This window comes from Fulvivirga aurantia (assembly GCF_009711475.1).
GTDB classification, from domain to species: domain Bacteria; phylum Bacteroidota; class Bacteroidia; order Cytophagales; family Cyclobacteriaceae; genus Fulvivirga; species Fulvivirga aurantia.
On record NZ_SMMD01000453.1, the window covers coordinates 1 to 2,877 of the forward strand.

A 2,877-nucleotide genomic window follows, 5' to 3' on the forward strand; every position below is an offset into this window, starting at 1 on the left:
GATAATAGGCTATACTCACGAGTATTTGATCAAGCGAGGCGTTGAGTTTTTACATGATTTTATTCATAAAGATGATGTTAAGTTTGTCTACCAATGCCTGAGAAAATCGTGGGAATTCATAAGTACACGTGCTACTTCAAGCAAAAAAGCCTACAGCAGTAGTTTTGATTGCAGGATAAAAACACTTACGGGTGATTATTTAAGAATCCTGCATCAAAACAAAATTCTAAACCTGGACCGAAGAGGCAATGTACTTTATGTGCTTGGCATATGTACCGATATAAGCCATTGGCATAAAGATGAGCATGCTTCCTTTACCATTTTAGGTCCGGAGGAAGCCCAGAATTTTTACTGTGCCTGCCAGGAAGTTAGTCTGGACAATTCAGAAAAACTGAGCAAAAGACAGCGGCAGGTTCTACAATTACTTGCTGAAGGGCACAGTAGTCGTGAGATTTCTAAAAAACTCAATATCAGTGAAAATACTGTGAAAGTGCACCGAAGGAATATGCTCGATAAGCTCAACATGCACAATACAAACCACATGATAAAATTTGCCGTTTCTCACGGTCTTATCTAGCTTTTTACTTAAAGTCCTTCTTTAATAATCATAAGTGGTTACACTGTGCAGTTTACCCTTTGCTAACCCTATGTTTTTACCTCAAAATAGCTATTGATTTCAGTATGTAATTGGAGCTAAATTTATTGTATATAAATACTCCCTCCTCTAATGCTTGCCTCAAAGTGGGGTAAGAATAAAAAGCCCAATTAATAACCTCAAAAATTTAACGCTATGTATGACAAAGAACTCACGAAAGACCAACTAGAGCTTTCAAAAATTCAAGACGAAATTCAGGAAGATTATCTCGAAAAAGATAACGTACTGGGTGTAGGCATCGGTAAAAAGTTTAAAAATGGTCGGGAAACTGATGATACCTGCCTGAGCGTATTTGTGACTCAAAAGTTAGACAAAGATCTGCTAAACGAAGACAGTTTAATTCCCGAGTATGCCGACAATAAGAAATTTAAGACTGACGTAATAGAAACCGGAGAAGTGTTTGCCGGAATGGATATCGAGGTGCTTGAACCAGCCAAGAAGAAAGAAAATGGACATGCCTCTATGACGAGAAAGTGGAAAGAGTGGCAGGAGGAGTTGACGTTGACCGAAGAATTTGGTGGTGTTGATGTGCAGGCACTCAGAGGTAGAAGTCGACCTTGTGAAGGTGGCTATAGCCTCGGACATTATAAAGTGACTGCGGGTACATATGGTACAGCAGTTTACAGAAAAACAGAATTTCCCGGTGTACCTACCAAATTCTATATTTTAAGTAATAACCACGTGTTGGCTAATACCAACGATGCGCGCATCGGTGACCCAATCATTCAGCCAGGTCGATACGATGGTGGCACAGTGCCTCAGGATATAATAGGTAGACTTTCGGCCTACAAACGGATCGATTTTCTACCTCCTTATGGCCGAGGTATTTCTAATTATGTAGATGCCGCGATAGCAGAAGGCAACTTCCACGACCTCAACCGAAGAATATACTGGATAGGTAATGTGGTTGGTACCAGAAGTATTAAAATTGGTGAGATTGTACAAAAGACTGGTAGAACGACCAATTACTCCACCGGTAAAACTATTGCGGTAAACGCTACCATCAACGTAAATTATGGTAATGGCAAAGTGGCCAAGTTTGTAAGACAAATTGTAACCACCGCTATGTCGGCAGGAGGAGACTCAGGTAGCCTGCTTTGTGACATGGATAATAATGTAGTTGGGTTGTTATTTGCCGGCTCTAACCGTGTGTCGGTACATAACGATATCAGGTATGTAGAAAGAATAATGGGTATAAAAATTGCCTAAGTAATTCAACCAGAACAAGCTATCCCGTAGATCATATATCTAGTCATGGTTGCGGGATAGCTTTTCAAGTAGTATTGATTTTAAATTTTAAAACTTATAATCATGAGTAGAATTGCTAATGAAATAATAGAAGAAGCCAGCCAGTGGATGGCAAAAAAAGGAGTGGAAGGTGTTTCTGAAGGTGAGCATGGTGGTAAACCCTGTATTATGGTTTTAGCCTCGGAGAGCCCAAACAAATTAGAGCTGCCTAAAACTTTTAAAGGATATCCTGTTGTAATAAAAAGTGTTGGGGAAATAGAAGCTCACTAGACATGCTCCAATTGGAGCCAAACTATCACAGGTGGGTCATTTTTACCAATCTCACCAGATACTTTTATCGAGTTCTTCTGATAATTGATGTTGTTTTTATTTTTTTGCCCAAGGATCAGAGGAATCTCTTTATTAGAAAGTTTCTGCATACTTAATATAATCGCTATCTGTTCCAGCCCTGGAGTATTATCTAATCGTATAAACCTCGTTTCACCGGAGATGTGATAAGTACTATATTTTGACTCTGCAACATCAAAAGAAGCATTTGCACTTGCAGCATCATTGGCGTTCAGGTAGTCATCATAATCGTTTTTAGCTCCGGATCGAATGAGAAGCGAAGTGCCTAGCAAGCCGCAGGTACCTGCCGTTACAAGCCAATAGTTTTTGCCATTTCTGACTTTGGTATCACCCCATCCTGGTACTGCTAAAGAGTAAAGTGCAGCTTTTGGCCCCATAAGTTGATTGGTATTAGTGATTGCCATTTTCTCAGCCCTGACAGAAAATACCAGGTTTTCTCCCGTAAAATCCTGATCAGCATAAAAGTAATTCCAGAATATTTTTTTGTAAGAACCCGGGGTCACTTGTGGTCCTACATCTCCACTCACCCGGTCTGCCGGACCAATAAATGTCTCGCCTCCATCATTGGAATAATACAAAGCCACTTGGTAAAAGGCCCCTTCTTTATTGGGAGTGAGGTTATAAAC

The 2,877-nt window shown here is 40.0% G+C and carries 3 protein-coding genes and 1 pseudogene; 3 read left to right on the forward strand and 1 reads right to left on the reverse strand.

The features are described 5' to 3' along the window. The 3 genes from E1176_RS02940 to E1176_RS02950 all read left to right on the forward strand — a co-directional run. Positions 1–577: LuxR C-terminal-related transcriptional regulator (locus E1176_RS02940; protein ID WP_155209085.1), on the forward strand; the 577-nt coding region annotated here is incomplete at its 5' end. A 213-nt stretch (positions 578–790) separates the two neighbouring features. Next, positions 791–1,864 carry a trypsin-like peptidase domain-containing protein gene (locus E1176_RS02945; RefSeq protein ID WP_155209086.1) on the forward strand — a complete coding sequence of 358 codons (1,074 nt, stop codon included), beginning with the start codon at positions 791–793 and terminating at the stop codon, positions 1,862–1,864. 102 nt (positions 1,865–1,966) lie between these two features. Continuing rightward, complete coding sequence (locus tag E1176_RS02950; RefSeq protein WP_155209087.1) at positions 1,967–2,173, forward strand: hypothetical protein; 207 nt, start codon at positions 1,967–1,969, stop codon at positions 2,171–2,173. Here the strand turns inward: E1176_RS02950 and E1176_RS20450 are convergent. Next, positions 2,170–2,877 (reverse strand): annotated as a pseudogene (locus E1176_RS20450) (hypothetical protein); the annotation flags it as partial. The gene E1176_RS02950 and the pseudogene E1176_RS20450 sit on opposite strands and share 4 nt — an antisense overlap.

Excerpts from the sequence above, each read along its gene's own strand:
- E1176_RS02945 (WP_155209086.1), top strand. The coding sequence starts at position 791 with ATGTATGACAAAGAACTCACGAAAGACCAACTAGAGCTTTCAAAAATT.
- E1176_RS02950 (WP_155209087.1), top strand. The coding sequence starts at position 1,967 with ATGAGTAGAATTGCTAATGAAATAATAGAAGAAGCCAGCCAGTGGATG.